Below are 24,266 nucleotides of genomic sequence, written 5' to 3' on the forward strand. Positions count from 1 at the left end.
GCTGCTGAGTCCACGGCGTTCACACCGCTCACCCTGCCTGTGCTGCCGCTCGACGACGAGGTCGTGCTGCCCGGGATGGTGGTTCCGCTGGACCTGAGCGACGCCGATGTGCGGGCCGCGGTGGAAGCCGCTCAGGCGGCCGCCCGGTCGGAGCCCGGCAAGCCGAAGGTGCTGCTGGTGCCCCGGATCGACGGCACGTACGCGAGCACCGGTGTCCTGGGCACGGTGGAGCAGGTCGGCCGGCTGGCCGACGGCGACCCGGGCGCCCTGATCCGCGGCCGCGGACGGGTGAGGATCGGCGCCGGGACGACCGGGCCGGGCGCCGCCCTGTGGGTCGAGGGGACCCGGATCGACGAGAGCGTGCCCGAGCCGCTGCCGGGGCATGTCGGCGAACTGATGAAGGAGTACAAGGCCCTCGCCACCGCCTGGCTGAAGAAGCGCGGCGCCTGGCAGGTGGTCGACCGGGTGCAGGCCATCGACGACGTCTCTGCCCTCGCCGACAACTCCGGTTACTCCCCGTTCCTCACCACCGAGCAGAAGGTCGAGCTGCTGGAGACCGCCGACCCGGTCGCCCGCCTCAGGCTCGCCACCCAGCAGCTGCGCGACCACCTCGCCGAGCAGGACGTCGCCGAGACCATCGCCAAGGACGTCCAGGAGGGCGTCGACAAGCAGCAGCGCGAGTTCCTGCTGCGCCGTCAGCTGGAGGCCGTCCGCAAGGAGCTGCGCGAGCTGAACGGCGAGAAGGAGGGCGAGGAGTCCGACGACTACCGGGCCCGCGTGGAGGCCGCCGACCTGCCCGAGAAGGTCCGCGAGGCGGCCCTGAAGGAGGTCGACAAGCTGGAGCGGGCGTCCGACCAGTCCCCCGAGGGCTCCTGGATCCGCACCTGGCTGGACACCGTCCTGGAACTGCCGTGGAACGAGCGGACGGAGGACGCGTACGACATCCAGGGCGCCAAGGCCGTCCTGGACGCCGAGCACGCCGGTCTGGAGGACGTGAAGGAGCGCATCACCGAGTACCTGGCGGTCCGCAAGCGCCGCAACGACCGCGGCCTCGGCGTCGTCGGCGGACGGCGCGGCGGTGCCGTGCTGGCCCTGGTCGGCCCGCCCGGCGTCGGCAAGACCAGCCTCGGCGAGTCCGTCGCGCACGCCATGGGCCGCAAGTTCGTCCGGGTCGCCCTCGGCGGCGTCCGCGACGAGGCCGAGATCCGCGGCCACCGCCGTACGTACGTCGGCGCGCTGCCCGGCCGGATCGTGCGTGCCGTCAAGGAGGCCGGTTCGATGAACCCGGTCGTCCTGCTGGACGAGATCGACAAGGTGGGCTCCGACTTCCGCGGCGACCCGGCCGCGGCACTCCTGGAAGTCCTCGACCCGGCCCAGAACCACACCTTCCGCGACCACTACCTGGAGGTCGAACTCGACCTGTCGGACGTCGTCTTCCTGGCGACGGCCAACGTCCTGGAGGCCATCCCCGAGGCCCTGCTCGACCGGATGGAGCTGGTCCGGCTGGACGGCTACACCGAGGACGAGAAGGTCGTCATCGCCCGCGACCACCTGGTGCCGCGCCAGCTGGAGCGCGCCGGGCTCGGCGCGGAGGAGGTGACCGTCGACGAGAGCGCGCTGCGCAAGCTCGCCGGCGAGTACACCCGCGAGGCGGGCGTGCGCACCCTGGAACGGTCCATCGCCCGGCTGCTGCGCAAGGTCGCCGCCCAGCACGAACTGGGCGAGCGGGAGCTGCCCTTCACCCTCACCGACGCGGACCTGCGCGCGCTGATCGGCCGTCCGCACCATGTGCCGGAGTCGGCCCAGGACCCGGCCGAGCGCCGTACGTCCGTGCCGGGCGTGGCGACCGGCCTGGCGGTGACCGGCGCGGGCGGTGACGTGCTCTACGTGGAGGCGTCGCTGGCCGACCCGGAGACCGGTGCGGCGGGCCTGACGCTGACCGGCCAGCTGGGCGACGTGATGAAGGAGAGCGCGCAGATCGCCCTGTCCTTCCTCCGCTCGCACGGCGCCGAGCTGGAACTCCCGGTCGCGGACCTCAAGGACCGGGGCGTGCACATCCACTTCCCGGCGGGCGCGGTCCCGAAGGACGGCCCGAGCGCGGGCATCACGATGACGACGGCGCTGGCGTCCCTCCTCTCGGGCCGCCTGGTCCGCACGGACGTGGCGATGACCGGCGAGGTCTCCCTGACCGGCCGGGTGCTGCCCATCGGCGGCGTGAAGCAGAAGCTGCTCGCCGCGCACCGCGCGGGCGTCACCACGGTGATCATCCCGAAGCGCAACGAGCCGGACCTGGACGACGTCCCGGCCGAGGTCCTGGACAAGCTGGACGTCCACACGGTCACCGACGTCCGCCAGGTCCTGGAGCTGGCCCTGACCCCGGCGACCAGCGCCGCCGGCCCCAAGGTCCCGGTGGCGGCGTGACGGACGCCACCGGACAAGGAAGGCCCGGCCCCCGTGAGGGAGGCCCGGGCCTTCCGCCGTGCGTCAGCCGTTCGCCAGGGCCTGCACCCGGTCGAGCGCGCCGTTGAACCGGTTGTGGTCGCCCACGGTCGGGCCGGTGGAGGTGTACTGCCACATCGTGTAGTAGCTCCATCCCGCCGGCAGTTCGCCCACCGTCGACGCGTAGCGCGCGATCCACAGCGGGTTGTACTGGGCGAAGCCCCCGTAGTTGCCGGTGCACTGCTTCCACCAGCTGGTGGCGGTGTAGATGACGGCGTCGCGGCCGGTGCGCGCCTTGTAGGTGTTCAGGAAGTCGCGGATCCAGGTGACCATCGCGGACTGCGTCTTGCCGTAGCAGGCGGCGCCGTAGGGGTTCCACTCGATGTCGAGGGCGCCGGGGAGGGTCCTGCCGTCGCGGGACCAGCCGCCTCCGTTGTCGACGAAGTAGTTGGCCTGGGCGGCGCCGCTGGTGGTGTCGGGGGTGGCGAAGTGGTAGGCGCCACGGATCATGCCCACGTCGTACGAGCCGTTGTACTGCTGCGCGAAGTACGGGTTCTTGTAGTACGTGCCTTCGGTGGCCTTCACATAGGCCCACTTCACGCCGCTGTTCCACAGGGTCGTCCAGGCGACGCTGCCCTGGTGGCTGCTGACGTCCACGCCTTCGGTCTGGGTGGCGTCGCCGGGGGTGGGTGTCCCGTGGACGCCGTCGTGGGCGGGCACGCCCATGCCCATGTACGCGGTGCCGCGGGTGGGGACGTCGGCGGCGGCGGAGGGGACGGTGAAGAGGAGGGAGAAGGCGGCGAGCAGGGTGCCGGCGACGGTCAGCCGGCGTCGGGTCGTTCCGGATCTGTGCACGGGCATGACGTGCCTCCGAAGACTGAAGACTCGATGGGGGTGCTCGGTGGGGTGCTCGGCGGGGTGCTCGGCGGGGGGTTCGGTGGGGGGTGTCCGGTGGGGGAACACGTGGGGGGACGTCATCGTCCAGGTGCTGGCGTGAGCATGTCAGTGGTTGCCTGGTGAAGAAGCTACGCACGTAGATGTGCGGGAGGGAAGGGGGCCCGGTCGCCGCCGTTGGTCTAGCCCTGCGAAATACTGGCGGAGCTGCGGCGATGGCGGCCTTTGGCAGGAACTTTCAGGAGCGGGAAACCGGATCAGGGGTGCTGACGTGCACGAGGGCGGAAACGGTGGCGGAAACGGAGGCGAAGCCGAGGCCTCGCCGAGTGGTGTGGACCAGGAGTATCTGGCGCTGGAGCGGGAGCTGACGGTCCTGATGCGGCGGGCCCGCGCCAAGCAGGGCGAGATGGCCCGCGCCGTCCACCCCGACCTGGAGTCGGCGGCGTACGGCCTGCTGGTCCGGCTGGACGAGTGCGGCCGGCAGCGGGCCACCGAGCTGGCCGCCTACATCGGCGTCGGCAAGGCCACCATGTCCCGGCAGCTGCACGCCCTGGAGGACCTGGGCCTGGTGGCCCGCGAGCCGGACCCCGCCGACGGGCGCGCCTGGCTGGTGCGTCTCACCGAGGAGGGCCGCCGCCGGGTGCAACGGGTGCGCGAGGCCCGGCGGGCCCGGTACGTCAGCCAGCTGTCCCACTGGGACCGCCGCGAGGTGGCGGAACTGGCGCGGCTGCTGCACCAGCTCAACCAGGGGATGGAGAAGCAGCCCGGGCCGGGTGATTAATTCCGGCAACCGCCCGCGCGTGAAGTGCCAGGATGGACGGATGCCCACCGCTTACGACATCCCTGAAGTCCTGGACCGTCGCGAGGGCCCCTACGGCGAGATCGTGCTGCGCCGGCACGGCGACCTGCTCCAGATCATCGCGAACGGCTGCTTCCTGATGGACACCTCCGACGGCCGTTCGGAACGGCGGCTGGTCGACGCCGCGCTCGCGGCGCTCGGCGAACGGCCCGCCCCCCGGCTCCTCATCGGGGGTCTCGGGGTCGGCTTCTCGCTCGCACACGCCGCCGCGAACACCCGCTGGGGACGGATCACGGTGGTCGAGCGCGAGCCCGCCGTGATCGAGTGGCACCGGGAGGGCCCTCTTTCCGGCCTGTCCCGGGCGGCTCTGGCCGATCCACGCGCGGAGATCGTGGAAGCGGACCTGCTCGCTTTCGTCAATGAGACATCCGCCACGTATGACGCGCTGTGCCTGGACATCGACAATGGACCCGGCTGGACGGTCACGGAGGACAACGACGGGCTGTACGGAACGGCCGGACTGGCAGGCTGCGCAAGGCTGTTGAGGCCCGGTGGGGTGCTTGCGGTATGGTCCGCCGAGCCCTCCCCGGATTTCGAAGAAACCTTGCGGAATGCCGGATTCCAACATGTGCGTACCGAAGAGATCCCCGTTGCCCGGGGCGTTCCGGACGTCGTGCACCTCGGCGTCCGGCCTGGATAGCAAAGCCGCGGTGACTCCCCGTACGCTGCTTCCCTGACGCCGATCATTCAAGCGTCAATCGCAGTCATGCGCAGACATGGGATCACCCCACTGATTCCGGAAAGCACACTCTTGGGGCGGGCGATGGAGCAGACACACACCTCCCACAACGGCACGGCGACGACCACCCCCGGCGCACAGCGCCGGGTCCTGGTGGTCGAGGACGACGCGACGATCGTCGACGCCATCGCGGCCCGCCTGCGCGCCGAGGGATTCCTGGTGCAGACGGCCGGCGACGGGCCGGCGGCGGTCGACACGGCGGAGGCCTGGCAGCCCGACCTGCTGATCCTCGACATCATGCTGCCGGGCTTCGACGGCCTGGAGGTGTGCCGCCGGGTGCAGGCCCAGCGGCCCGTCCCGGTCCTGATGCTCACCGCGCGCGACGACGAGACCGACATGCTGGTCGGGCTCGGCGTGGGCGCCGACGACTACATGACCAAGCCGTTCTCCATGCGGGAGCTGGCGGCCCGGGTCCATGTGCTGCTGCGCCGGGTGGAGCGGGCCGCGCTGGCCGCCTCCACGCCCCGCAGCGGCATCCTCCGGCTCGGCGAGCTGGAGATCGACCACGCGCAGCGCCGGGTGCGGGTGAAGTCGGAGGACGTGCACCTGACGCCCACCGAGTTCGACCTGCTGGTGTGCCTGGCGAACACCCCGCGCGCGGTGCTCTCCCGTGAGCAGCTGCTGGCCGAGGTGTGGGACTGGGCGGACGCCTCCGGCACCCGCACGGTCGACAGCCACATCAAGGCGCTGCGCCGGAAGATCGGCGCCGAGCGGATCCGCACGGTGCACGGCGTGGGCTACGCCCTGGAGACCCCCACGCCATGAGCGACGGGCGGAGAGCCGCAGGGAGGAGTCCCGGTCAGCCCTGGGGCGGCGTACGCCCGTTCTCGATCAAGACCAAGCTGGGGGCGCTGGTCGTCATCTCGGTGCTGATCACCACCGGACTGATGATGGTGGCCATGCGCACCGAGACCGAGCTGCGCTTCATCACGGTCTTCTCGATGATCGCCACCCTGCTGATCACGCAGTTCGTGGCGCACTCGCTCACCTCCCCGCTGGACGAGATGAACGCGGTGGCCCGCTCCATCTCGCACGGCGACTACAGCCGCCGGGTCCGCGAGAACCGGCGGGACGAGCTGGGGAACCTGGCCCAGACGATCAATGTCATGGCCGACGAGCTGGAGGCCCAGGACCGCCAGCGCAAGGAGCTGGTCGCCAACGTCTCGCACGAGCTGCGCACCCCCATCGCGGGGCTGCGCGCGGTGCTGGAGAACATCGTCGACGGGGTCACCGAGGCCGACCCCGAGACCATGCGTACGGCGCTGAAGCAGACCGAGCGGCTGGGGCGGCTGGTGGAGACGCTGCTGGACCTGTCCCGGCTGGACAACGGCGTGGTCCCGCTGAAGAAGCGGCGGTTCGAGGTGTGGCCGTATCTGTCGGGCGTGCTGAAGGAGGCCAACATGGTCGCCTCGGCGCGGGCCGGGATCGCCTCCGGGTCCGGCAGTCACACCCGTACCGACGTCCATCTGCATCTGGACGTCTCGCCGCCGGAGCTGACCGCGCACGCCGACCCGGAGCGCATCCACCAGGTCGTCGCCAACCTGATCGACAACGCGGTCAAGCACAGTCCGCCGCACGGCCGGGTAACGGTGAGGGCGCGGCGCGGAACCCAGCCGGAGTCGCTGGAGCTGGAGGTGCTGGACGAGGGTCCGGGCATTCCGCGCTCGGAGTGGCACCGGGTCTTCGAGCGGTTCAACCGGGGTGTGGTCAGCCGGCCGCACGGGCCGGGCAGCGACGGCGGCACGGGCCTCGGTCTGGCGATCGCGCGCTGGGCCGTGGATCTGCACGGCGGCCGGATCGGAGTGGCCGAATCCGAGCGGGGTTGCCGGATTCTCGTCACCCTTCCGGGACTTCCATCTGTGCCGAGTTGACGTAAAGTTCGAAGCGGAGCCACAAGATCCACAGGCGTTCGCGCTGCCGGACACGTGTGATCAGGCCAAGGCCCCGCGCGCTCCGCGCGCCGGGCCCGCGTCGGCGTACCCCGTGCGCCCCCTCACAAACCGGAACCACGCTTGTTTCCCGCCATTATCAGGCCCGAAACACGGATCCAGATGTGACTTACACGACGATGAACGGGCCCGGCCTGACCTTCTCGGTCAGGGAGGCGTAGCCTTTATTTCCGCTGTCCATCACCTTGTGAAGCGGAAGAGGGCGGTTGCCGCCGTGTCGCCACAGTCCCCCAGTAACGCATCGAGCATCTCCACCGACGCAGACCAAGCGGGCAAGAACCCCGCTGCCGCGTTCGGTGCCAACGAGTGGCTCGTCGACGAGATCTATCAGCAGTACCTCCAGGACCCGAATTCGGTAGACCGCGCCTGGTGGGACTTCTTCGCCGATTACAAGCCAGGCGCCGCCGGCGCCCCGGCTCCGGCGGGACCTGCGGCCGCGGGGGCCGCAGAGACCACCAGCCAGACGCCCACCCCGGCCCCGCAGCCCGCCGCCCCGGCCGCTCCGGCGCAGCCCGCCGCCCCGGCCGCACCCCCGGCGCCCGCCCCCGCTCCCGCGGCGAAGACCGCGGCCCCCTCCCCGGCCAAGCCGGCGCAACCCGCACAGGCGCCCGCTCAGCCGAAGGCCAAGGCCGCCCCCGCCGCGCAGGCCCCGGAGGGCCCCGAGCTGATCACGCTGCGCGGCCCGGCCGCCGCGGTCGCGAAGAACATGAACGCCTCGCTGGAGCTGCCGACCGCCACCTCGGTCCGCGCGGTGCCGGTGAAGCTGCTCTTCGACAACCGCATCGTCATCAACAACCACCTCAAGCGGGCCCGGGGCGGGAAGATCTCCTTCACCCACCTCATCGGCTTCGCGATGGTGCAGGCCATCAAGGCCATGCCGTCGATGAACTGGTCGTTCGGGGAGAAGGACGGCAAGCCGACCCTCATCAAGCCCCCGCACATCAACCTCGGCCTCGCCATCGACCTGGTCAAGCCCAACGGCGACCGCCAGCTGGTCGTCGCGGCGATCAAGAAGGCCGAGACGCTGAACTTCTTCGAGTTCTGGCAGGCCTACGAGGACATCGTCCGCCGCGCCCGCGAGGGCAAGCTGACGATGGACGACTTCACCGGTGTCACGGTCTCCCTGACCAACCCCGGCGGCCTCGGCACCGTCCACTCCGTGCCGCGCCTGATGCCCGGCCAGTCGGTGATCATGGGCGTCGGCTCCATGGACTACCCGGCGGAGTTCCAGGGCACCTCCCAGGACACCCTGAACAAGCTCGGCATCTCGAAGGTCATGACGCTCACGTCGACCTACGACCACCGGGTGATCCAGGGCGCCGCCTCCGGCGAGTTCCTGCGCACCGTCGCCAACCTGCTGCTCGGCGAGAACAACTTCTACGACGACGTCTTCGAGGCGCTGCGCATCCCCTACGAGCCGGTCCGCTGGCTCAAGGACATCGACGCGTCGCACGACGACGACGTCACCAAGGCCGCCCGCGTCTTCGAGCTGATCCACTCCTACCGGGTCCGCGGCCACGTCATGGCCGACACCGACCCGCTGGAGTACCGCCAGCGCAAGCACCCCGACCTGGACATCACCGAGCACGGCCTCACCCTGTGGGACCTGGAGCGCGAGTTCGCGGTCGGCGGCTTCTCCGGCAAGTCGATGATGAAGCTGCGCGACATCCTCGGCGTGCTGCGCGACTCGTACTGCCGCACCACCGGCATCGAGTTCATGCACATCCAGGATCCCAAGCAGCGCAAGTGGATCCAGGACCGCGTGGAGCGCCCGCACGCCAAGCCGGAGCGCGAGGAGCAGCTGCGCATCCTGCGCCGGCTGAACGCGGCGGAGGCCTTCGAGACCTTCCTGCAGACGAAGTACGTCGGCCAGAAGCGGTTCTCCCTGGAGGGCGGCGAGTCCGTCATCCCGCTGCTGGACGCGGTGCTGGACTCGGCCGCCGAGTCGCGGCTCGACGAGGTCGTCATCGGCATGGCCCACCGCGGCCGCCTGAACGTCCTCGCCAACATCGTCGGCAAGTCGTACGCGCAGATCTTCCGCGAGTTCGAGGGTAACCTCGACCCGAAGTCGATGCACGGCTCCGGCGACGTGAAGTACCACCTGGGCGCCGAGGGCACCTTCACCGGCCTGGACGGCGAGCAGATCAAGGTCTCGCTGGTCGCGAACCCCTCGCACCTGGAGGCGGTGGACCCGGTCCTGGAGGGCGTCGCCCGCGCCAAGCAGGACATCATCAACAAGGGCGGCACGGACTTCACCGTCCTGCCGGTGGCGATCCACGGCGACGCGGCCTTCGCGGGCCAGGGCGTGGTGGCCGAGACCCTGAACATGTCGCAGCTGCGCGGCTACCGCACCGGCGGCACGGTCCACATCGTGATCAACAACCAGGTCGGCTTCACCGCCGCCCCGGAGTCCTCGCGCTCCTCCATGTACGCGACGGACGTGGCCCGCATGATCGAGGCCCCGATCTTCCACGTGAACGGCGACGACCCGGAGGCCGTGGTCCGCGTCGCGCGGCTCGCCTTCGAGTTCCGCCAGGCGTTCAACAAGGACGTGGTGATCGACCTCATCTGCTACCGCCGCCGCGGTCACAACGAGTCGGACAACCCGGCCTTCACCCAGCCGCTGATGTACGACCTGATCGACAAGAAGCGCTCGGTGCGCAAGCTGTACACCGAGTCCCTGATCGGTCGCGGCGACATCACCCTGGAAGAGGCCGAGCAGGCGCTCCAGGACTACCAGGGCCAGCTGGAGAAGGTCTTCACCGAGGTCCGCGAGGCCACCTCGCAGCCGTCCGCGGTGCAGACGCCGGACCCGCAGGCCGAGTTCCCGGTCGCCGTCGGCACCGCGGTCACCGCCGAGGTCGTCAAGCGGATCGCCGAGTCCCAGGTCAACATCCCCGACCACATCACCGTCCACCCGCGGCTGCTCCCGCAGCTCCAGCGACGGGCGACGATGGTCGAGGACGGCACCATCGACTGGGGCATGGGCGAGACCCTCGCCATCGGCTCGCTGCTCCTGGAGGGCGTCCCGGTCCGTCTGGCGGGCCAGGACTCCCAGCGCGGCACCTTCGGCCAGCGCCACGCGGTGATCATCGACCGTGAGACGGGCGAGGAGTACACGCCGCTCCAGTACCTCGCCGAGGACCAGGCGCGTCTCAACGTCTACAACTCCCTCCTCTCCGAGTACGCGGCCATGGGCTTCGAGTACGGCTACTCGCTGGCCCGCCCGGACGCGCTCGTGATGTGGGAGGCACAGTTCGGCGACTTCGTCAACGGCGCCCAGACGGTCGTGGACGAGTTCATCTCGTCGGCGGAGCAGAAGTGGAACCAGACCTCCGGTGTGGTCCTGCTCCTCCCGCACGGCTACGAGGGCCAGGGCCCGGACCACTCGTCCGCCCGCCCGGAGCGCTTCCTCCAGCTGTGCGCGCAGAACAACATGACGGTCGCCATGCCGACCTCGCCGGCGAACTACTTCCACCTCCTGCGGTGGCAGGTGCACAACCCGCACCACAAGCCGCTGGTCGTCTTCACGCCGAAGTCGATGCTGCGCCTCAAGGCCGCCGCGTCGAAGGCGGAGGAGTTCACCACGGGCCAGTTCCGCCCGGTCATCGGCGACAGCTCGGCTGACCCGGCGGCCGTGAAGAAGGTCGTCTTCTGCGCGGGCAAGGTCTACTACGACCTGGAGGCCGAGCGGGTCAAGCGCGGCGTGAAGGACACCGCGATCATCCGCATCGAGCGGCTGTACCCGCTGCCGGGTGCCGAGCTCCAGGCGGAGATCAAGAAGTACCCGAACGCCGAGAAGTACCTGTGGGCGCAGGAGGAGCCGGCGAACCAGGGTGCGTGGCCGTTCATCGCGCTCAACCTGATCGACCACCTGGACCTGGCGGTCGGCGCCGACATCCCGCCGGGCGAGCGGCTGCGCCGCATCTCGCGTCCGCACTCCTCGTCGCCGGCCGTGGGTTCCGCGAAGCGGCACCAGGCCGAGCAGGAGCAGCTGGTGCGTGAGGTGTTCGAGGCGTAGGTCTCAGCACTGCGCGTGGCACCAAGGGTCCGGCCCCGAGTTCTCCGACTCGGGGCCGGACCCTTTTCCTCGTCCGGGGAGTCCCGGGGTCATCCGAGGTCGGGCTCGAAGTCCCAGTAGGGGCGCATCCGCTCGCGTACGGAGAGCGTGTGGGGGTGCTCGGCGCCGAGCGTCCGGGACAGGCCGGCCAGGGCGGACTCCTCCAGCCGCGCCGCCTCCGGCTGTTCGCGCGCCGCACGCAGGTCCGCGGCGAGCGCCGCCATGCAGGACAGGGTGAGCGGATGGTCCTCGCCGAGGGTGCGCAAAGCCCGGCTCAGGGTGTCCCGGCCCAGGTCCACCGCTTCGTCGACACGGCCCACCAGATTGTCCCCGCCCGCGGTGTTCAGGGCGCAGCCCAGCACCCAGGGGTGGTCCGGGCCGAGGTGTGCGGAGAGGGCGCCCAGTGCTCCTTTGAACATGGCCAGGGCCCCCTCGCGTTCCCCCACGGCCCGCAGGACCAGCCCCATGTTGCCGAGCATGCCCGAGACGACCGGGTGGGCGGACCCCAGCAGGGCGAGGTAGCCGGCCTGGGCCTCGTCGAGGAGGGCGCGAGCCTCGCCGACGTCGCCGTACACGCGCAGGTAGTTGGCGTAGAGGGTGACGGCGGCCAGGGTCCGGTGGTGTTCACGGCCGTGGACTCGGGCCAGCTCGTCGACCAGGGCGGCCATCGTGCCGCCCACCTGCCGTGCCTCCCTGCCCTCCCGGCGCCGGCAGAGCAGCAGCTCGCCGAGGGCCGTCAGGGTCTGCGGGTGCGTGGGGCCGAGCACCCGCTGGTGCAGGCGGACGTGCGGCTCCTGGCGTGCGACCGCGGCGCGGTAGGCGCCCAGCAGGCGCAGGTCGCGGCTGAGGGCGTTGCCGGTGCCGAGGGTGTCGATGTGCCGGCCGCCCAGGACGCGTTGCCGGCGGTGGAGCGTTTCGAGGTCGAGTGTGTGTGCCTCGTCGTACCTGCCCAGGAGGCGCAGACCGACGGCGACGTCGTGACGGGCCTCAAGCGTGGCCGGGGCGTCCGGGCCCAGGTGCGATTCGGCCTTCTCCAGGACTTCGCTCTGGACGACATGGGCCGGCCGGTATCTGCCGAGGTGCTGCAAGCTCCTGGCCATCTCGCCCTCGGCACCGTGCGGCAGACGGGGCACGGCGGCCCGCATCCGCTCCACCACGCCGTGGGTCCGGTCGTACGCCTCCTGGAACCGGCCGGTCTCCCGCAGGAGCCGGCTCTCCTCGGTGGTCAGGTCCAGCATGAACCGGTCCAGGGGGTCCAGGGTCTGCGTCCAGCGGTCCCGGATGGCCCCGGCCAGCTCCAGGCCCCTGGCGTACTGCCCGCTGTAGCGGCAGTACCTCAGGCAGCCGAGCACGGTCTCCCGGTGCCGTGACTCCTCGCTGCCGAGCATGCCGGAGGGCTCCAGGTGGGGCAGCAGGTCGGCGTAGCGGGGCCAGTTCCCGCTGTCGTGGGGGTTGCCGGGGTCGGCGCCCTGGAGGACGGCGCGTACGGCCATGCGGTGGGTGACGCGGCTGCTCTCGCCGGTCAGGCGGGACACGATGTCGTACACGAGCCGGGGCATGGTGACCGAGTGCTCGTGCCGAGCGGTCTCGCTGCCGATCAGCGAGTAACTCCCCAGCGTGTCGAGTGCCCGGTTCATGGCCGACCGGTCGGCGGCCATCCAGCGCAGCTCCTCGGGAAGGACATCCGGCGGACAGTCACGGACGAGGCCGAGCGGGATGCGGCCCGGGGCGAACGACACGCACAGGTTGAGGAGGTCGAGGGCTTGCGGCTGGGTCCGGTGGAGCCGGTCGAGCAGGATCGACCAGGAGGTCTCACCGGGGGCCAGGTCCAGCGCGGTGGGGAGCCCGCTCTCGCGGACCCTCCGCACGAACTCGGTGGCCTCCGTCCCGGACTCGCCGAGCAACGCCGCGGCCTGTGCCACAGGCAGCGGTACGTCATCGAGGAGGGCGGCGATGTGGTTCGCCTGGGACACGGTGATGTGCGGCGCCCGGCGCATGAGATGGGCGATGGACTCGGTCCGGTGGAAAGGGGGCACCTCCAGGCGGTCGGTGTAGTGGCCCCAGTCCAGGTTGCGTGAGGTGACCAGGACATGGCCCGGGCCGTGCGGGATCAGGTCCCGGACCGCTTCGACGTCGTCACAACCGTCGAAGATCACCAGCGAGTCGGCGTACGGCTCCCCCCGGCGCAGTGCCTCCAGAACCGCCTGGACGTGGTCTCCGGGGCGCCCGTCCCCGAGGCGTACGCCGAGGTGTGCGGCAAGCTCCCCGAGCCGGTCGCGCAGGAGGGCGGGGTCGTCCGCGTCGACCCACCACACCAGGTCGTACTCGGTGCTGAAACGGTGCGCGTACTCGGCGGCCAGCTGGGTCTTGCCGATGCCGGGCATGCCGGTCAGGGTGCAAGGGGCGGCGCGGCGCCGGTCGGTCAGGCGCTGGCGCACTTCGCCGAGGAGGGTGTCGCGGCCGGTGAAGCGCGGGTTGCGGCGCGGCACCGCGCCCCACACCGCGCAGGGCGTCGCCGGGTAACGGACCCGCCTGGGCCGGCGCTGGACGGGCAGGGGTCCGAAGCCGAGTCGGCGGCGCAGCCGCTCCTCTGCCGCTGCCTCGCTCAGTCCCGACAGGTCCACCGGTCGGAGGACGGCGGCGGCGGCAGGGGGCAGGGTCTGGCCGCCGAGGGCGACGGCCGTGAAGCGTTCGGCGTGCTCGGCGATGAACCCGCGCAGCACCCGGTCCCACTCCCCCGCCGGGCGCGGGCCGCGGCTGAAGAACCACCCGTCGAGGACCAGCAGCACGCGCGCGTCGGACGACAGCAGGTCGCGGAAGGCGTCTTCCAGAGGCACGTCCCGGGGCGAGTCCCAGCGCCGGAGAACGGCCCGCCGGCCGTGCCGTTCAAGGGTCTCGGCGAGCCACACCCCCCAGGAGCGCTGGTGGCCGGTGTGGACGACCAGGTACGTTCCGGCCGCGGCCCCGGAGGCCGCGCGGGTGGGAGCGGATTCGCGCGCGACTCGTCCACTCGGAGCGGCGGGCCGCGGTCCGGGGAACGGGGGCGCGGCCCCATCGGGGGTGTAGGTGTCCTGGGCCACCCCCAGGCCGGTCAGCAACAGCCGTCTGGCCGACGTCTCGTCGTCGGCGCTGAAGAGGGGCAGGTCGCGCCCGACGCGTGTCCACAGCGGGGGCCTGCCGATCCACACGGGGACGCATCCGTCCGGGACGGGCCTCCTGGACCGCAGCTGCTCGCCCATCAGCACCATCACGCGCTGCGACGGCCCGGCCCCCCGTGCGGCCGCACCGAGTTGCCGGTCGGTGGGACACGTCAAGGATTCCACCTCGTGTCCGCAGGAGCGCAGGACATGGGCGATCCACCGTGCCCATCGGCGGCCGGCCGCGCCCCGGTGCAGGATCCGGAAGCCCTCCTTCACCGGCGTCGGGTCGTCCCGGGGGACGGTCCGTACGGCGGCCCGCGTCCCGAACCGGCCCAGCACCAGCGCCGACACCTCGGCGAACGCGTCGGGCAGCGGTTCCGTGCCCCCGGCCGCCGCACCCTCGCCGGTCAGCTCGGCCAGCGCCAGCGCCGGAAAGTTCCGCACCTGCCGTCCGAAGCGCCGCTCGACGTACTCCCCGCAGTGCCGGAGCAGGAGCAGCGCCTGCCCGCGGGGCAGCAGCCGCAGCAGTTCCTCGCGCACGCCCGGCGCGAACGCGTACCACCCCTCCTCCTCGGCCCGGGCCATCAGTCCGCTCAGCAGGACCTCGGCCGGCACGGACGGCCCGCTGTGCGGCTGAGTGGCGCGCTGGACGAGCTGGATCACGGGCAGCGTCAGCGGTACGGCGGAGAGGGAGACGGCGAGGGCGACCGCCTGCCGGGACGCCGTGCGCCGGAAGGCGGCGACCAGCTCGGCCCCGGTGCCGGACGAGGAGCGCGCGGGGCGCGGCGGGGCCGCCGGGTGGCCGGCGCGCACCCATGCGGCGGCGGCCGGCAGGGAGCGTCCGGTACCGCCGGACAGCAGGCGCGCCCAGGCGCCGAGCGCGGTGCGGGTGGGAGCGAGGACCGGCACCGGCAGTGCTCCGCCGGGGGCCGGTCCCTCCGCCGTCCGGAACTCCAGGCGGGCGCCGAGCCCTTCGAGACGTCGGAGGGTGCCGGGACGCGGGGGCAGATGGGTGCGCCGCCACAGCCGCTGGGGCAGCGGCTGGACGACGGCGACGGGCGCGGCGAGCGCCCAGTGGTGCAGCAGTCGCTGCATCCGGCCGGACCGCCACAGCGGTCCGGCGCAGTCGCTGAGCACGAGGGTCAGCTGGCGTCCGGTCGGGTCGCGCAGTTGATCGGCGGACCGGACCGCCCCGGCCCCCGGGTCACGGGAGACGGACGTCACCAGGCGTCCGCCGGGGCCCTCGTGGACGTAACGCACGGACACCTCGCGGAAGGCGCCGAGGCCGGCGGCGATCTGCCGCAGCTCCTCCAGGAGGCCGTCCCAGAGGGCCGTCGAGGAGGAGGCGTCCATCAGGAGCCGCAGCCGGGCCTCACGGCGGGTGGTGGCGCGCAGCACGGGCAGCAGCAGCCCGGTCTCGGCGGCCCGTTCGGCGGTGGCCTGCTCGTCGATGTGGTGCGCGGGCACGCGCACCGGCGGGCGGTAGCGCTGGAGGGGGCGCAGGGCGCGCTGGATGTGGAGCGGGTGCGCGAGCGCGGTCGCCGCCGGCACCCGGACGCGCAGGAAGGCCGGGTCGGCGGCACCGGATTCGGCCGCCGGAGTGGGGGCGCGGTCGGGGTACAGGCGGGTGCGGTCGCCGTCGGCCGGGGGTTCCTCCCGGGGTTCGGTGTCCGGCGCCGGCCGGGAGCCGGGGTCCGGGTGGTCCGGGGCGGGCTCGGGCGGGGCACCCGGCTGGGTTGCCGGGTCCTCGTCACCTGTGTGGTCAGGTGCGAGGCGGGGTGCCGCCACGTGACCGGCGAGCCACAGCGCCTCCGCCAGTTCGCGCGCGCCGGGCTCGGACCCGGTCCGCACACGCAGCCGTTCGGCCAGCTCGGCGAGCGGCCCGGGGGCGGTGGGGCGGGCGGGCGGCTCGGTCATCAGCGCGGCCTCTGCTCGCCCTGGTCGAGCGGGCGCATCAGCAGCTCGGCGAGCCGCTGCCGGTCCGGCGCGCTGTCGCGGGCCGCCTCCTGGGTGAGGTAGATGGCGTTGAGGAGCTGGTCGGCGGCGCGCAGGGCGCCCGGGCTTGACTGGAGGAAGTCGCGGATCAGGGCGTCGTGCGCGGCCGGCGGGGCGTCGCCGAAGTGGGCGCGGACCATGGCCTCCAGGCGGGCGGCGCCCCATGCGTCGTCGCGTGGCGAGGGCAGGTCGAGGTGGAGGCAGCGGCGCAGCAGCGGGGCGGGGAAGTCGCGTTCGCCGTTGCTGGTCATCACCACGACCGGGAAGGCCCGGCAGCGCACCCGCCCCTCCGTGACCAGGGCCCGCTCGCCGTCGTCGGTGAGCACCCGGACCTCGGGCTGCCTGCGGGCGGCGCGTTCCAGTTCGGGGATGCGGAACTCGCCTTCCTCCAGGGCGTTGAGGAGGTCGTTGGGCAGGTCGATGTCGCTCTTGTCGAGTTCGTCGACGAGCAGCACGCGCGGGCGTGCGTACGGCAGCAGCGCGGTGCCGAGCGGGCCGAGGCGCAGATACTCGCCGATGTCCTCGGTGCTCTCGCCGCCGCGTTCGCGGGCCATCTGCATGTCCTGGAGCCGGGCGATGGCGTCGTACGCGTACAGGCCGTCACGGAGCGTCGTACGGCTGACGATGGGCCAGTGCAGCACCCGGCCGAGGCCGAGTTCGTGGGCCAGGGCGTGGGCGAGCGTGGACTTGCCCGAGCCGGGGTCGCCGGTGACCAGCAGGGGGCGGCGCAGATAGAGGGCCGCGTTGATCAGTTCCAGGTCCTCGGGACGCCAGGCGATCCCGCCGGGTCCGCGGGTGCCGAGCCGCCGGGTCGACTCGGTGCCCAGGGGCGGGGTCGTCCCGATGACGGGCCCGCCGTCGAAGTCGCGCCACGGCGGCGGGTCCGGCAGCCGCGCGATGCCGTCGTGCGGCTCGCCGGATCCCCGGTAGACGAACCAGTCGGGGTGGGGCACGGAAGACTCCTTCGGGCGGGAGGACTCATGGCGAGTCGAGGGGGGCATCGCTCAGCGGCAGCGGGCGGTCCGGGTCGTCGTACAGGAGCGCCATGTGGTGCGCCCAGTCGGTGTCGCCGTGACTCTCGCGGCGCAGGTGCAGCTGCTCCGGCAGGGCCGAGGCGCGTCCGGCGGAGCCGAGCAGGTGGGCGGCGGTGCCGAACAGGTCGCCGCAGTCCGTGCCGCACACGCGCGTGTGGTCGTTCCTGAGGCTCCACAGGGCGACGCCGTAGCCCGCGCGGATGGTCTCCGCGAACGAGTCCGCGTTCTCCTGCGGCGGGCGGCACAGCACCGGCACGGCGCCGTGCGGTGCCGCCTCCAGGGCCTCCTTGGCGTGTTCGGGCCACTGCACGGGCAGCGACTTGAGCCCGCCCCCGGCCACGCCGTCCCAGCGTTCCTTCCATACGGCCGCGGGCTCGCCGCGGCGTTTGAGGCAGCGCAGCACCACCGGGCGGCGGGCGCCCAGCGGCCACCGGTGGGCGTGCAGCCCGAAGTGCTCGACGGGTACGGCGAGTTCCAGCCGGGTACGGCGGGCCTCCGTGTCGAGCTGCCGGAAGGCCTGGCCGAGCGGTCCCTCCAGGAGGTCCGGCAGCTCGGCGAGCGAGACGCCCTCGTCGGCGCCGTCCTCGTCGAGGACCCGCGCGGTGCCGGGTCCGGCGGACCAGGACCAGACCCGCCAGTGGAAGCGGTCCCCGGGCCGGTAGAGGTCCGGCTCCAGCTCGACGGCGACGACCGGCCCCGGACCGTCGTCCGCGACGCACTCGGCGAGGCCCGCCGCCGCACCGGCGGCGCGGGCCCGCAGCAGGGCCGCGAGAAAGTCGGGCAGCTCCTGGACGCGGGTCTTCACCCAGTGCTCCAGCTCCGCGGCGGCGTCCGGGGCGCGGCCCCGGCAGGCGCGGACGACGGCCTGGAGGTAGTGCAACGCGATGATGTCGGCGCCGTCCGGCTGGTCGTGCACCCAGCCCAGGCCGTCGCGCCAGTCGACCGGGACCAGTTCGTCCTCCCAGTACGGCTCGTTGCCGAGCACCAGGGAGATGGTCCGCTGGAGCTGGGCGACGGACGCGGGGCGGGGCAGACCGGCCAGGAGCGCCGCCGCCTCGGCGCTGTCCCACGGGCTCCAGGAGCGCGCGCCGCCGCACACGTCGCTCTGCGTCCGCACCCAGGACAGGGCGCCCCGGGTCTTCTGGTGCCAGCGGTCGTGGGCGCGGATCAGCTCGGCGTACGGATCGGCGCCCAGGCCGTTCTCGCCGCCCACGGGGCGGGCCTCGCGGAACCCGCGCAGGGCGGTCACGGCGACGGCCAGCCCGCCGTCCTTGTGGGCCCGGCGCGCCTTGACGATGCCGGCGACGACCCCGTTGTCCCGGTCCAGCAGCGGACCGCCCGAGGCGCCGTGCGGGATCTCGATGTTGGGGGCCACCGTCAGCCCGTACGACCCGTCCCTGCCGTTGCACTCGCTGTGCCCGGTCCACCGCTGGGGCTGCCCGCCCTGCGGGGTGCGCCAGCCGAGGGCGGTGACCCGGTGCGGGGTGTCGTAGCGGTCGGTGAGCCGCACGCACGCGTGGACCGGCACCGGGTCGAGGAGGCGGACGAGGGCGAGGTCCTCGTCGGGGTCGCCGCCACCGCCGAGCCAGTAGCCGAGCCGGGCGCGGACGTCCAGCCGGTAACCCTGTACGCGCAGCGGTCCGACGGCCTCGGCACCGCGCGCGAGGGGCAGGACGTGCGCGCAGGTCAGCACCCAGCCGGGGGCCACCAGGAAGCCGCTGCCCCACAGGGTGCCGGGCGTGTCGTACGGGCCGATCCGCACGGTGGCGCGGGTCGCCAGCTGTTCCAGTCTCGCGGTCATGCGGGGGCGGGGCCCTGGGCGGCCGTGGTGTCCGGGCCGGCCATGGTGGTGTCCGGGCCGGCCGTGGTCGTGTCCGGGCCGGCCGTGGCGGCGACGGTGTCGCGGTGCCAGGTGAGGGTGATCGACAGGGCGGCCTTGGCCTCGCCGTCGGCGAGCAGGGCGACGGCCTTGCCCGGCTTCATCGCCAGCTCGACGCCGAAGGTGGCGCTGACCTCGTCGGGGCGGACGGCGCCGGCCGCGCGGAGCACGGCGCCGCCGACGCCGCGGACCAGTTCGTTCAGCTGGTCGACCCGGTTCGCCAGATGGTCGAAGGCTCCGACGTCCTCGTACGCGAACTCGGCCTCCTGAGGCGGGAGTTCCTCGGGCGTGAGCACACTGACCCGGGCGAGCACCTTCTCACCGCCGGGTAGTTCGATCTCCTGGATCCTGCGTTCCACCGGTCCCCCGCCCCCTACGCCGCCCGCGCTCCCCGCGGGCTCCCATTGTGCCCGCGCACGCGCGCGCGGGAAGTGGTTTCGGGGCAGTGGGAGGCACGCTCCCGGGCCGCATAACCTGGAGTGGTACGACCCAGGCCCCAGGCCCAGCCCCAGGAGAGCACCCGTGTACTTCACCGACCGAGGCATCGAGGAACTCGAGAAGCGGCGCGGCGAGGAGGAAGTCACCTTCGAGTGGCTCGCCGAGCAGCTGCGGACGTTCGTCGATCTCAACCCGGACTTCGAGGTGCCGGTGGAGCGGCTGGCGACGTGGCTGGCCCGGCTGGACGACGAGGACGACGAGTAGAACCACCGGTCGGGAGAGGGGCGCCTCAGAGCGCCCCTTTTTCATTACCGCCAGCTCGTCGAAGGCCCGCGCGTCTGCCCGGTTTGCGTGCCCGGTTTGCGTGCCCGGTTTGCATGGATTGGTGCTCACCCGAACGAGTCTCTTGACTTTCGCCGGGCGCGATATATCGTGAATTGAGGGAGACGCGATATGGCGCGTCGACTCTCGCCTGAGGGGCGTCCCGCCTGTGCCGGGATGCGTTCGAGGAGGTCTCACCATGTCCGAGTGGTCCGTCGCGGAGCCCACCAAGCTGGCCTTCGACGACCCCGTGCGGGAACTGCGCGTCCGCATCGTCAACGGCACGGTGAACGTGGTCGGCACGGACGAAGGCTCCGCCCGCCTGGAGGTCTCCGAGGTCGAGGGCCCGCCCCTGGTGGTGACCCACCAGGACGGCACGCTGACGGTGGCCTACGAGGATCTGCCCTGGAACGGCCTCCTCAAATGGCTCGACCCCCAGGGCTGGCGGCGCAGCACCGTGGTCTCCCTGGCCGTCCCCGCGCGCACCCGTGTCGAGGTGGGCGCCATCGGTGCCGCGGCGGTGGTCTCCGGTGTGGACGGACAGGTGGAGGTGAAGGGGGTCTCCGGGGACACGACGCTGGTCGGGCTCACGGGACCGGTCCGCGCGGACACCGTCTCCGGCAACCTGGAGGCCCAGGCCCTCACCGGCGATCTGCGCTTCCACTCCCTCTCCGGGGACCTGACCGTCGTCGAAGCGGGCTCCTCCGTGAAGGCCGACTCGGTCAGCGGCTCGATGATCGTCGACCTCGACCCGGCGAGCCGCCCGACCGACATCTGCCTCACCAGCGTCTCCGGCGAGATCGCCATCCGCCTCCCACAGCCGGCGGACGCCGACGTGGAGGCCAGCACCGCCAGCGGGACGGTCTCCAGCGCCTTCGAGGACCTGCGCGTCACCGGCCAGTGGGGTGCCAAGCGCATCACCGGCCGCCTCGGCGCGGGCAGCGGCAGCCTGAGGGCGACCACCGTCTCCGGCGCGATCGCCCTCCTGCGCCGACCGCCCCAGGCGGCGGAGCCGTGGGGGACGGAACCGGAGCCGCAGGGCGGCGAGCCGCGACGAGCCGAGCCCACGACCGGGGCGCGGGACAGCACGGGGGACAATGCCGCTGCCGGCCCGGGCGAGGGCTCGTCCCCGACCAGCGCCCCGGCCGACGGCACGACCGACAAGAAGGTGCTCTGACATGCCCCCCGTCTTCGCCCACGGCCGCCTCCGCCTCTACCTGCTGAAGCTCCTCGACGAGGCCCCGCGCCACGGCTACGAGGTGATCCGCCTCCTGGAGGAGCGCTTCCAGGGGCTGTACGCACCGTCGGCGGGCACGGTCTATCCACGCCTCGCCAAGCTGGAGAGCGAGGGCCTGGTCACCCACACCACCGAGGGCGGCCGCAAGGTGTACGCCATCACGGACGCGGGCCGTGCCGAACTGGCCGACCGCAGCGGCGAACTGGCCGATCTGGAGCTGGAGATCAGGGAGTCGGTCGCCGAACTGGCCGCCGAGATCCGCGCCGACGTCCGGGGCGCGGCCGGTGACCTGCGGCGCGAGATGCGGGCCGCCGCCGCGAGCCAGGCCCGGCAGGGCGCCGGTGCCGCCGGGGAGCCGACGGACAACGAGGCCTGGCGCGCGGCCAAGGAGGAGATCCGGCGCGTCAAGCAGGAATGGAAGGAACAGGCCCGCCGCGCCAAGGACGAGAGCCGCCGGGCCCGCGAGGAGGCCGAGCGCGCCCGGCGCCAGGCGAAGGAGGCGCAGGAGCGGGCGCGGGCACAAGCCCAGGAGGAGGTGCAGCGCATCGCCCGACGGGTCCAGGAGCAGGTGCAGGACCACTTCGCGCGGGGCGACTGGCCGACGGGTCTGCGCGAGGGGCTGACCGAACTGGCCAAGGAGTTCGGCAGGGACTTCGGCAAGGGCTTCGGCCGCCCGAACCCGGCCAAGGCGGGCCCGGAGCCGGAGTACTCGACGACCCCCGAGGACTTCCCCGCCGCGTACGAGCCCGCCTGGGCCCACGAGCCCCCCACCGGGGACCCCGCCCGCGACCTGGACCGGCTGCTGGACCGCTTCCGCGACGACATCCGCGACGCGGCCCGCGACCACGGCATCACCCCGGACCAACTCCGCGACGCCCGCCACCACTTGTCCACGACGGCAGCCCACATCAGCGCACTGCTGAAGACACCGAAGGCCTAGGGAGACCCCCTGGGAGGAGCGGGCAGGGGTCGGCGGTACGGCATGCGAGAGCCGGGATGCGGGGCCGACGATCCACGGTCACGGCGCATCAGGACCACCGGGACCACCGGGCGCCAGGTCATCGGTCACCGCACGCACAGCCGCAAGGGCGGTCGGAGTTCGGCCGCGGCACGCCAGGGACTGGGCGCGACCGGAGCCCAGCCGCGCACGCCGGCCGGCGTGGGGCGTGACCGAGCCCCGACCGGCGCCTCACCCGGCCCTGGCCTCTCCCCCACCGTCCAGCACCCGCGTCACCGACTGGTACGTGACGCCGTGATCCGCCAGCACCTCCGCGGCCACACCGGGGAAAGTCGTGAGGGCGAGCAGGAGATGCTGGTCGCCGATGCTGCGATCGCGGCGGGCGAGGGCGACGCGGAGGGATTTCTCCAGCACCGTCTTCGCGTCCCGCCCGAAGGAGGGGCGGCCGCCGCCCCACCACGCCTTGCCCTTGGGCGACCCGGCCATCGCGCCGGCGCCGTGCACCTCCTCCACCCGGGCCACGATCTCCGCCACATCGATCCCCAGCCCGGCGAGTGCCTCGGTCTCGGCCTGGGACAGCCCGGCCCGGCGCCGCGCTTCGGCCAGTGCCCGGGCCACCGACTCCCGGCGCCCGGTGACCCCCAGCGCCGCGAGCACGAAGGAGCCGTGGCTCGCCTCCCGGTCGAGGAGTGCCAGCAGCAGATGCCCGGCGTCGACGGTTCGCGCCCGCTCGCGCTCGGCCCGGGCGACGGCCTCCTTCACCACCTCACGGGCGTCCTTGGTGAACCGCTCGAACATCATCGCCTCCCGTACTTCTTGTGCACGGCCTGCCTGCTCACTCCGAGTTCCGCGGCGATCTCCTGCCACGACCAGCCCTGGTTGCGCGCACTGCGCACCTGCACGGCCTCCAACTGCTCCAGCAGCCTGCGCAGGGCGGCGACGGCTCGCAGCCCGACCCGGGGATCGCGGTCGCCCGCCCGCTCGGCGAGATCCGTTGCTTCGGTCATGCCGTCAACTTACGTTGACACGACCGTGGACGTCAACCGGAGTTGACGAAAGGAGTGCGAAAACGGCCGGCCCGGAACCACCGGACCGGCCGTCGACCAGCAGAGCCAACGAGACTCAGGACTGATAACGAGACTCAGGACTGCTCACCACTGGTCAGGCGTACTCAGGAGTTGGTGAGCACGATCTTGCCGAACTGGTCCCCCGCAGCCAGCCGCTCGAAGCCCTCCCGGGCCCGGTCCAGCGGCAGCACCTCGTCGATCACCGGCCGCACCCCCGTGGCCGCGCAGAACGACAGCAGATCCTCCAGCTCCTCCTTGGTGCCCATGGTCGACCCGACCACCTTCAGCTCCAGGAAGAAGATCCGCGTCAGTTCGGCGTGCGAGGGCCGGTCGCCACTGGTGGCACCGGAGATGACCAGCGTGCCGCCGGGCCGCAGCGACTTCACCGAGTGCGACCAGGTCGCGGCGCCCACCGTCTCGATCACCGCGTCCACCCGCTGCGGCAGCCGCGCCCCCGGCTCCAGCGCCTCCACGGCGCCGAGTTCGAGCGCCCGCTTGCGCTTGGCCTCGTCCCGGCTTGTCGCGAAGACCCGCAGCCCGGCGGCCTTGCCGAGCACGATGGCGGCCGTGGCCACCCCGCCGCCCGCGCCCTGCACGAGCACCGAGTCACCGGGGCGCACCCCGGCGTTGGTGAAGAGCATCCGGTACGCCGTCAGCCAGGCGGTCGGCAGACAGGCGGCCTCCTCGAAGGACAGTTCCTTCGGCTTGGGCAGGATGTTCCAGGTCGGTACGGCGACCTGCTCGGCGAAGGTGCCCTGATAGCGCTCGGTGAGGATGGAGCGGGGTTCCTTCGGGCCGACCCCGTGGCCGGTCTGACCGATGACGGAGTGCAGGACGACCTCGTTTCCGTCCTCGTCGATCCCCGCGGCGTCGCAGCCGAGGATCATCGGCAGCCGGTCCTCGGAGAGGCCGACACCGCGGAGGGACCAGAGGTCGTGGTGGTTGAGGGAGGCGGCCCTGACGTTGACGACACTCCAGCCGGGACGGGCCTCGGGGGCGGGGCGCTCCCCCAACTCCAGGCCGGTGAGCGGCTGGTCGCGGTCGATTCGGGCGGCGTAGACAGCGAACATGGTGGCGACGATAGGCGTCCGCCTGGGCCAGGGGAACCGCACCGAGCTGTGAGACACGCCCTCTTGCGCCCGCGGCCCACACGGCCGCACTGCGGGCGGCACCTCACGCCGCCGAGCCGCGCGACACCCCGCGCGACTTCCCGCCCGGCAGATCCACCCCCACCCGAACGGCGCACCCGACAGGCAA

General features: G+C 72.6%; 17 protein-coding genes. 9 read left to right on the top strand and 8 right to left on the bottom strand.

Annotated features, from left to right (window positions below):
- Nucleotides 1–33 precede the first annotated feature (33 nt).
- On the top strand, nt 34–2,421 hold the full coding sequence (gene lon / locus VE614_RS30325) for an endopeptidase La (protein WP_324944565.1): 2,388 nt from the start codon (nt 34–36) through the stop codon (nt 2,419–2,421).
- Between the two features lie 63 nt (nt 2,422–2,484).
- Here the strand turns inward: lon and VE614_RS30330 are convergent, their stop codons facing one another.
- Entirely contained in the window at nt 2,485–3,300 is an 816-nt protein-coding gene (locus VE614_RS30330) for a lysozyme (protein ID WP_324944366.1), read from the bottom strand.
- 304 nt (nt 3,301–3,604) lie between these two features.
- Between VE614_RS30330 and VE614_RS30335 the strand changes: the two genes are divergently transcribed.
- The 5 genes from VE614_RS30335 (at nt 3,605) to VE614_RS30355 (ending at nt 10,901) form a co-directional block, all read left to right on the top strand.
- The gene (locus VE614_RS30335; RefSeq protein WP_324944369.1) at nt 3,605–4,114 is read left to right on the top strand and encodes a MarR family winged helix-turn-helix transcriptional regulator; all 510 of its coding nucleotides are present in this window, start codon (nt 3,605–3,607) and stop codon (nt 4,112–4,114) included.
- A 40-nt stretch (nt 4,115–4,154) separates the two neighbouring features.
- The gene (locus VE614_RS30340) at nt 4,155–4,832 is read left to right on the top strand and encodes a spermidine synthase (RefSeq protein WP_324944372.1); all 678 of its coding nucleotides are present in this window, start codon (nt 4,155–4,157) and stop codon (nt 4,830–4,832) included.
- Between the two features lie 123 nt (nt 4,833–4,955).
- Complete coding sequence (locus VE614_RS30345) at nt 4,956–5,696, top strand: response regulator transcription factor (protein WP_043504074.1); 741 nt, start codon at nt 4,956–4,958, stop codon at nt 5,694–5,696.
- The gene (locus tag VE614_RS30350) at nt 5,693–6,802 is read left to right on the top strand and encodes a sensor histidine kinase (protein WP_324944377.1); all 1,110 of its coding nucleotides are present in this window, start codon (nt 5,693–5,695) and stop codon (nt 6,800–6,802) included. The genes VE614_RS30345 and VE614_RS30350 overlap by 4 nt, the downstream gene beginning before the upstream one ends.
- 292 nt (nt 6,803–7,094) lie before the next feature.
- Nucleotides 7,095–10,901 carry a multifunctional oxoglutarate decarboxylase/oxoglutarate dehydrogenase thiamine pyrophosphate-binding subunit/dihydrolipoyllysine-residue succinyltransferase subunit gene (locus VE614_RS30355; RefSeq protein ID WP_324944380.1) on the top strand — a complete coding sequence of 1,269 codons (3,807 nt, stop codon included), beginning with the start codon at nt 7,095–7,097 and terminating at the stop codon, nt 10,899–10,901.
- An 89-nt stretch (nt 10,902–10,990) separates the two neighbouring features.
- Here VE614_RS30355 and fxsT read toward each other — a convergent pair whose 3' ends face one another.
- From fxsT to VE614_RS30375, 4 genes are read right to left on the bottom strand one after another with little or no spacing between them, the layout of a single operon-like run.
- Nucleotides 10,991–15,997 carry an FxSxx-COOH system tetratricopeptide repeat protein gene (fxsT, locus tag VE614_RS30360; protein ID WP_324944383.1) on the bottom strand — a complete coding sequence of 1,669 codons (5,007 nt, stop codon included), beginning with the start codon at nt 15,995–15,997 and terminating at the stop codon, nt 10,991–10,993.
- Complete coding sequence (locus VE614_RS30365) at nt 15,997–17,076, bottom strand: AAA family ATPase (RefSeq protein ID WP_414719668.1); 1,080 nt, start codon at nt 17,074–17,076, stop codon at nt 15,997–15,999. Before VE614_RS30365 ends, fxsT begins: the two co-directional genes overlap by 1 nt.
- Entirely contained in the window at nt 17,054–18,910 is a 1,857-nt protein-coding gene (locus VE614_RS30370; protein ID WP_324944389.1) for a trypsin-like peptidase domain-containing protein, read from the bottom strand. The genes VE614_RS30365 and VE614_RS30370 overlap by 23 nt, the downstream gene beginning before the upstream one ends.
- Entirely contained in the window at nt 18,907–19,347 is a 441-nt protein-coding gene (locus tag VE614_RS30375) for a CU044_2847 family protein (protein ID WP_324944392.1), read from the bottom strand. Before VE614_RS30375 ends, VE614_RS30370 begins: the two co-directional genes overlap by 4 nt.
- 163 nt (nt 19,348–19,510) lie before the next feature.
- Between VE614_RS30375 and VE614_RS30380 the strand changes: the two genes are divergently transcribed.
- From VE614_RS30380 to VE614_RS30390, 3 genes are all read left to right on the top strand, one after another.
- The gene (locus tag VE614_RS30380; protein ID WP_003992906.1) at nt 19,511–19,690 is read left to right on the top strand and encodes a DUF6104 family protein; all 180 of its coding nucleotides are present in this window, start codon (nt 19,511–19,513) and stop codon (nt 19,688–19,690) included.
- 256 nt (nt 19,691–19,946) lie between these two features.
- Entirely contained in the window at nt 19,947–20,924 is a 978-nt protein-coding gene (locus VE614_RS30385) for a DUF4097 family beta strand repeat-containing protein (RefSeq protein ID WP_324944396.1), read from the top strand.
- Between the two features lies 1 nt (nt 20,925).
- Nucleotides 20,926–21,924: a PadR family transcriptional regulator gene (locus VE614_RS30390; RefSeq protein ID WP_324944398.1), complete on the top strand. Its 999-nt coding sequence runs from the start codon at nt 20,926–20,928 to the stop codon at nt 21,922–21,924.
- Between the two features lie 249 nt (nt 21,925–22,173).
- Here the strand turns inward: VE614_RS30390 and VE614_RS30395 are convergent, their stop codons facing one another.
- The 3 genes from VE614_RS30395 to VE614_RS30405 all read right to left on the bottom strand — a co-directional run bounded on the left by VE614_RS30395 (nt 22,174) and on the right by VE614_RS30405 (nt 24,079).
- Nucleotides 22,174–22,740 (bottom strand): Clp protease N-terminal domain-containing protein, encoded by a 567-nt coding sequence (locus VE614_RS30395; RefSeq protein WP_324944567.1) that lies wholly within the window; start codon nt 22,738–22,740, stop codon nt 22,174–22,176.
- A complete protein-coding gene (locus VE614_RS30400) occupies nt 22,740–22,949 on the bottom strand; it encodes a helix-turn-helix domain-containing protein (RefSeq protein ID WP_003997975.1) in 210 nt (69 codons plus the stop codon). Before VE614_RS30400 ends, VE614_RS30395 begins: the two co-directional genes overlap by 1 nt.
- Before the next feature lie 164 nt (nt 22,950–23,113).
- Nucleotides 23,114–24,079 carry a zinc-binding dehydrogenase gene (locus tag VE614_RS30405; protein ID WP_324944402.1) on the bottom strand — a complete coding sequence of 322 codons (966 nt, stop codon included), beginning with the start codon at nt 24,077–24,079 and terminating at the stop codon, nt 23,114–23,116.
- Nucleotides 24,080–24,266: the final 187 nt, after the last annotated feature.

Source organism: Streptomyces sp. (genome assembly GCF_035645055.1).
Lineage (GTDB): Bacteria > Actinomycetota > Actinomycetes > Streptomycetales > Streptomycetaceae > Streptomyces.